Origin of the sequence: Streptomyces purpurogeneiscleroticus, from assembly GCF_020024005.1 — a bacterium.
Taxonomy (GTDB): Bacteria; Actinomycetota; Actinomycetes; order Streptomycetales; family Streptomycetaceae; genus Streptomyces; species Streptomyces purpurogeneiscleroticus.
In genome coordinates this window covers 1-6423 of sequence record NZ_NHSG01000036.1, presented here as the reverse complement: position 1 = coordinate 6423, position 6423 = coordinate 1, and the positions used below count along the sequence as shown (strand labels likewise).

4 protein-coding genes are annotated in these 6423 nt (G+C 71.9%); all 4 read left to right on the top strand.

The genetic code is table 11. The features are described 5' to 3' along the window. Positions 1 to 370: 370 nt before the first annotated feature. Genes mtnA through CCS38_RS00955 form a run of 4 tightly spaced genes read left to right on the top strand, consistent with a single transcriptional unit; the run spans position 371 to position 6221 of the window. A complete protein-coding gene (gene mtnA, locus CCS38_RS00970) occupies positions 371 to 1543 on the top strand; it encodes an S-methyl-5-thioribose-1-phosphate isomerase (protein WP_223731256.1) in 1173 nt (390 codons plus the stop codon). Continuing rightward, positions 1540 to 2217 carry a two-component system response regulator MtrA gene (gene mtrA / locus CCS38_RS00965; RefSeq protein WP_030250475.1) on the top strand — a complete coding sequence of 226 codons (678 nt, stop codon included), beginning with the start codon at positions 1540 to 1542 and terminating at the stop codon, positions 2215 to 2217. Before mtnA ends, mtrA begins: the two co-directional genes overlap by 4 nt. A 1-nt stretch (position 2218) precedes the next feature. Beyond that, complete coding sequence (mtrB, locus tag CCS38_RS00960; protein WP_372456954.1) at positions 2219 to 4366, top strand: MtrAB system histidine kinase MtrB; 2148 nt, start codon at positions 2219 to 2221, stop codon at positions 4364 to 4366. Continuing rightward, positions 4356 to 6221: an LpqB family beta-propeller domain-containing protein gene (locus tag CCS38_RS00955; RefSeq protein WP_372456955.1), complete on the top strand. Its 1866-nt coding sequence runs from the start codon at positions 4356 to 4358 to the stop codon at positions 6219 to 6221. Before mtrB ends, CCS38_RS00955 begins: the two co-directional genes overlap by 11 nt. The last annotated feature ends 202 nt before the right edge of the window (positions 6222 to 6423 follow it).

The following is a 6423-nucleotide window of genomic DNA, read 5'->3' as shown; positions in this document are numbered from 1 at the left end:
TCCTGGGGGCCGCGGTCCGGCTCGTCGGAGGGGGAGGATCCGGGCGAGGCCCAGCCCGGAGAGTTGTTCATCGTCGCTCCTTCACACTGCCCGTCCGCGGCGGCGGTCGGGATCCGGGATCCGCGGTGTCAGTCATCGTGCCATGGCAAGTCCGGTTTCGTACCGGCCCCCTTGTCAGGAAGCTACGCCCCGGTACCGGCCGGAGATGTTCCGCTTGTCCCGGCGGCTGTCCCGGTCCCGAATCCAGCGGTCGTCCCGGTCCCGAATCCAGCGGCTGTCCTGATCCCGAAGACCGTCCGGAGCCCGAAGTCTGTCCGGGTCCGGAGGGGGGACCTTATGTTTGCCGTGCCGCTGACGGCAGACTGGGCGGATGGCCGATCCGTACGGAGTACGTCAGGCAGGCGCCGTGGCGCCCGCAGTCCCTGCGTTGCGTTGGGAGGAGCCGCCCGAAGGGCCGGTGGTGGTCCTGCTGGACCAGACACGATTGCCCGCGGAAGAAACCGAGTTGGTGTGTACGGACGTACCGGCTCTGGTTCAGGCGATCCGGACGCTGGCGGTGCGGGGTGCTCCGCTGCTGGGGATCGCCGGGGCGTACGGCGTCGCGCTGGCGGCCGCTCGCGGGTTCGATGTGGCCGATGCCGCGGCGAGCCTGGCGTATGCCCGGCCGACCGCCGTCAACCTTGCGTACGGCGTGCGGCGCGCGGTGGCGGCGTACGACGAGGCACTGCTCGCCGGGCAGCCGCCCGAGGAGGCCGCGGGGGCCGCGCTGGCAGAGGCCAGGGCGGTACACGCCGAGGACGCGCGGGCCAGCGCACGGATGGCGGAGCACGGGCTGGCGCTGCTCGGTGAGCTGCTGCCGGGCGGCGGTCACCGCATCCTCACGCACTGCAACACGGGAGCGCTGGTCTCCGGGGGCGAGGGCACCGCCTTCGCGGTGGCGCTCGCGGCGCACCGGGTGGGAGAGCTGCGACGCCTGTGGGTGGACGAGACGCGGCCGCTGCTGCAGGGTGCGCGGCTGACCGCGTACGAAGCGGCGCGGGCGGGCATGGCGTACACAGTGCTGCCCGACGGGGCGGCGGGGTCGCTCTTCGCGGCGGGCGAGGTGGATGCCGTACTGATCGGCGCGGACCGGATCGCGGCGGACGGCGCGGTCGCCAACAAGGTGGGCAGCTATCCGCTGGCCGTACTGGCGCGCTATCACCACGTGCCGTTCGTGGTGGTCGCCCCCACCACGACGCTGGATCCGGACACCGAGGAGGGTGCGTTGATCGAGGTGGAGCAGCGGTCCGGGCACGAAGTGACCGAAATCTCCCTGCCGCATGTACTCGCCGGGGGGATGGAGGCGGGCGTCGGAGTTCCGGTGGCGCCGCTGGGCGCGCAGGCTTACAACCCGGCCTTCGACGTCACTCCGGCGGAGCTGGTGACCGCGATCGTGACCGAGGCCGGCGTGGTCTCTCCGGTCACACGTGACAGCCTTGCGGAAGTGTGTTCCACGTCACGATTCGCTAAGTCACGATCAGGTAATGGGATGATGGCCGAATGAAGGGACGCGTCCTGGTCGTCGACGACGACACCGCACTGGCAGAGATGCTCGGCATCGTGCTGCGCGGCGAAGGCTTTGAACCGTCGTTCGTGTCGGACGGCGACAAGGCGCTCGCCGCGTTCCGCGAGGCCAAGCCCGACCTTGTACTGCTCGACCTCATGCTGCCCGGACGGGACGGCATCGAGGTGTGCCGGCTGATCCGGGCCGAGTCCGGGGTGCCGATCGTGATGCTCACGGCCAAGAGCGACACCGTTGATGTGGTGGTCGGTCTGGAGTCGGGTGCGGACGACTACATCGTCAAGCCGTTCAAGCCCAAGGAGCTGGTGGCACGGATCCGGGCACGGCTGCGCCGGTCCGAGGAGCCCGCGCCGGAGCAGCTGGCCATCGGTGACCTGGTCATCGACGTGGCGGGGCACTCCGTGAAGCGGGACGGGCAGTCGATAGCGCTGACGCCGCTGGAGTTCGACCTGCTGGTCGCGCTGGCGCGCAAGCCGTGGCAGGTCTTCACCCGTGAGGTCCTGCTGGAGCAGGTCTGGGGGTACCGCCATGCCGCGGACACCCGGCTGGTCAACGTCCACGTGCAGCGGCTGCGCTCCAAGGTCGAGAAGGACCCAGAGCGGCCGGAGATCGTGGTGACGGTGCGTGGCGTCGGCTACAAGGCCGGGCCCAGCTGACATGACCCGGGACGGTTCGGCTCCGGAGGGGACGCGGGGGCGGGCCGCCGACGCGGCGGATGACATGTCCTTCTTCGAGCGCTTCGTGCGAGGCGGGCAGCAGCTGCTGCCCGACGGGGCGGCGACCGGGCCGGTCCACCCCATGCTGCGCCTCATCGGCCGCTGGGTGCGCCGGCCGCTGCTGCCCGCCATGCGTCTGTGGCGGCGCAACATCCAGCTGCGGGTCGTCGCGACGACCCTGCTGATGTCGCTGGGTGTGGTGCTGCTGCTCGGCCTCGTGGTCATCGGACAGGTGCGCAACGGCCTGCTGGACGCCAAGCGGCAGGCCGCGCAGAGCCAGGCCGCCGGCGGCTTCGCCGTGGCGCAGCAGATGGCCGACGGCGCCGGTGACATCCGCGGGGACGACACCCAGCGCCCCGGTAACCGCGGCGCGCAGGACTCCGCGACCTGGCTCACCAGCCTGGTCGAGCAGCTCGCCAGCGGCGGCCAGGGCGTGTTCTCGGTGGTCGCGCTGAGCTCGGACTCGGCTGTCGAGCAGCCGTTCGTGGACGACAGTCCCGGTATCCGCGGTCCGCGCGCTTCGGGGGACGTGGACCCGGAGCGGAGCGTGCCGGTGGAGATGCGCCGGAAGCTGGACAAGAAGGCGGGCACGTACCGCGAGTACACCCAGATCAAGCGGGTCGGGTCGGACGAGGGCGAGCCAGCGCTGGTCATCGGCAAGCGGCTGGACGACGTCAACAGCAATCCGTACCAGCTGTACTACCTGTTCTCCTTCAGCCAGGAGGAGAAGTCGCTCAGCCTCGTGAAGGGCACCCTCGCCACGGCCGGGGTCTTCGTCGTGGTGCTGCTGGGCGCGATCGCGTGGCTGGTGGTGCGGCAGGTCGTCACCCCCGTACGGATGGCCGCGGGGATCTCCGAGCGGCTGGCCGCCGGCCTGCTGCAGGAGCGGATGAAGGTCACCGGCGAGGACGACATCGCCCGGCTCGGTGAATCGTTCAACAAGATGGCGCAGAACCTGCAGAGCAAGATCCAGCAGCTGGAAGCGCTCTCCCGGATGCAGCGCCGCTTCGTGTCCGACGTGTCGCACGAGCTGCGGACGCCGCTGACGACGGTACGGATGGCCGCCGACCTCATCCACGACGCGCGCGAGGACTTCGATCCGGCCACCGCGCGCTCGGCGGAGCTGCTGCGCGGGCAGCTGGACCGGTTCGAGTCGCTGCTGGCGGACCTGCTGGAGATCAGCCGGTTCGACGCGGGGGCGGCCGCGCTGGAGGCCGAGCCGATAGACCTGCGGGACGTCGTCCACCGGGTCATCGAGGGCGCCGAGCCGCTGGCCGAGGCCAAGGGCAGCCGCATCGTCGTGCGCGGCGCCGAGTACCCGGTGGTCGCCGAGGCGGACGCCCGGCGTGTGGAGCGGGTGCTGCGCAACCTGGTGGTCAACGCGGTCGAGCACGGTGAGGGCCGGGACGTCGTCGTACGCCTGGCCTCCGCGGGCGGCCGGAGCGGCGGCGCGGTGGCCATCGCGGTACGGGACTACGGCGTCGGGCTGCGGCCCGGCGAGGCGACGCGGGTCTTCAACCGGTTCTGGCGCGCCGACCCGGCCCGGGCCCGTACGACCGGCGGCACGGGCCTCGGCCTGTCGATCGCGGTCGAGGACGCCCGGCTGCACGGCGGCTGGCTGCAGGCGTGGGGCGAGCCGGGCGGCGGTTCCCAGTTCCGGCTGACGCTGCCGCGTACGGCGGGCGAGGCGCTGCGCGGCTCGCCGATCCCCCTGGAGCCGGAGGACTCGCGGCGCAACCGCGCCCGTAGCCGCGCGGCCGGGCACCGCGCCATCGAGGCACGCAAGCCCGTGATCACGGTCCCGGCCCAGTCCGGGAACGGCGCCGCGGAGGCCGCGCCGCACCCGGGCACGAGCGGTGCGGCAGGCAGCGGAGAGGCGTCGCACGAAGGCCCCGCGCACAACGGGGCGGGGCACAGCGGCACTGTGCACAGTGGCACCGTGTACGGCGGTGCCGCGCACAACGGGGCGGGGTCGAACGGGGCGGCGCCCAAGGAGACGCCGGCCGGCGACACCACGGACGCGCATACCCGTACGGGTGAAGCCCGGGACGGCGAGGGACGGGAGGACGAGCTTCGTGATCGGCGCTGATCGCGGTCGCGGGCGCGGCCGCGCCGGAAGGCCATACCGGGACCGCCGCCTCCGTACCGTCGCGGTGCTCGCCGCCGGGGCGATGCTGCTGGCCGGCTGCGCGTCGATGCCGGACGACGGTGAGTCGCTGCCGGTCGACCAGGCGTCCCGCGCGGACGCCGACTCGCAGGTGCGGGTCTACGGCGTGCCGCCGCAGGACGGGGCGCAGCCGACCGACATCGTGCGCGGCTTCCTCGACGCGCTGACCAGCGATGAGGCCAACCTCCGCACGGCCAAGCAGTATCTGGCGGCGCCCGCCCGCAAGACCTGGCAGCCGTTCGCGACCACCAAGGTCCTTCAAGAGCGCCCTAAGGCCACCCCGGAGGGCACTCCGGCCAACCGTGAGGACGCCAAGGGCTTCACCGTCACGCTCGAGGGCACGCAGGTCGCCACGGTGGACCGCAAGCACGCCTACACGCCTCAGGAGAAGGCGTACCAGGAGACGATGCACCTGGCCCGGGAGAACGGGCAGTGGCGCATCGACCGGCTGCCGAACGGGCTGGTGCTGGGGCTGCCGGACTTCCAGCGCATCTATCAGCCCGTCAACAAGTACTACTTCGCGTCCTACAAGTCCGAGGCCGGGGAGCCGAGGGCGGGCAAGAACGTGCTCGTCGCCGACCCCGTGTACCTCCGGCAGCGGATAGATCCCGTCACGGCCAGCGTGAACGCGCTGCTGCAGGGGCCGACCAACTGGCTGCAACAGGTGGCGGTTTCCGCGTTCCCGAAGGACACGCACGTCACGCGGCCCACGCTGACGCTGGACGACTCCAACGCGTTGCGGGTACGGCTCAGCAAGGAGGCGACCGGCGCGGACGGCAATCAGTGCAGGCGGATGGCCGCCCAGGTGCTCTTCACGGTGCAGGGCATGGCGCGCGCTTCGAAGGTCAGCGAGGTGGAGCTCCAGAAGGACAGCGGTGACTCGCTGTGCAAGCTGAAGCAGGAGGAGGCGGCGGACCGTTTCGGCCAACAGGCCCGGGTACGGCACACCGCGCTGGAGTACTACGTCGACGGTGACCACCGGGTGGTCAGCATGACGGATACCGCGACCGACGCGACCCCGGTGCCGGGACCGCTCGGTACGGGGAAGATCGCGCTGCGCTCGGTGGGCGTGGCACACGGCGAGGAGACCGCCGCCGGCGTCTCGCTGAACGGGCGCGCGCTGTACGTCGCCGCCCTGGACGAGATGTCCAAGCGCGCCGAGGTACGGCTGCGCAGCAAGGCGAAGACCGAGACGGACGGGCTGACCGCGCCGAGCTGGGACGGCCTGGGCGATCTGTGGATCGCGGACCGGGACGACGACGGGTCGCGGCTGCTGCGGCTGCGGTCGGGTAAGGGCGAGCCGCAGGAGGTCGAGGTTGCCGGGCTCGGCAAGCGGCGCATCAAGTCGATCAGGGTGGCGTCCGACGGCATCCGGATCGCGATGCTCATCGAGGACAAGGGGCGGACGACCCTGCAGCTGGGCCGCGTGGAGCGCGGCGGTACGGCGATGAACCCCAAGCTGTCCGTACAGGCGCTGCGCCCGATCGCGCCGCAGCTGGAGGACGTGGTGGCCGCTTCCTGGGCGGGCGACAGCCGGCTGGTCGTGGTCGGCCGGGAGTCCGGCGGGGTGCAGCAGATGCAGTTCATGGAGACGGACGGTTCGGCGTCCAACACGCAGACGCTGCCCGGTGTGAACGGCGTCGAGGCGGTGGCGGCCTCGGAGGACGAGACCCGGCCGCTGATCGCGGACGCGGACGAGGGCATCGTCCGGCTGCCGGTGGACGCGAACTGGAAGACGGTGGCGACCCGCGGCACGGGTCCGGTCTACCCGGGCTGAGCCGGGCCGCCGCGACGAGCCGGGGGCGAGATCGAGCCGAGCTGAGCCGAGCTGAGCCGAGCCGGGTCGAGCCGGGGCGATCATGGCCGCCCAGCCCGCCTCAGCCCACAAAGGTTCATTTCCGCAGGTCAAGTGGCCTGTACCCACGCTGCCCCCGACCGCATCGCCGAAGTTATCCACAGGGGTGGTGGGCGGGCGGTTG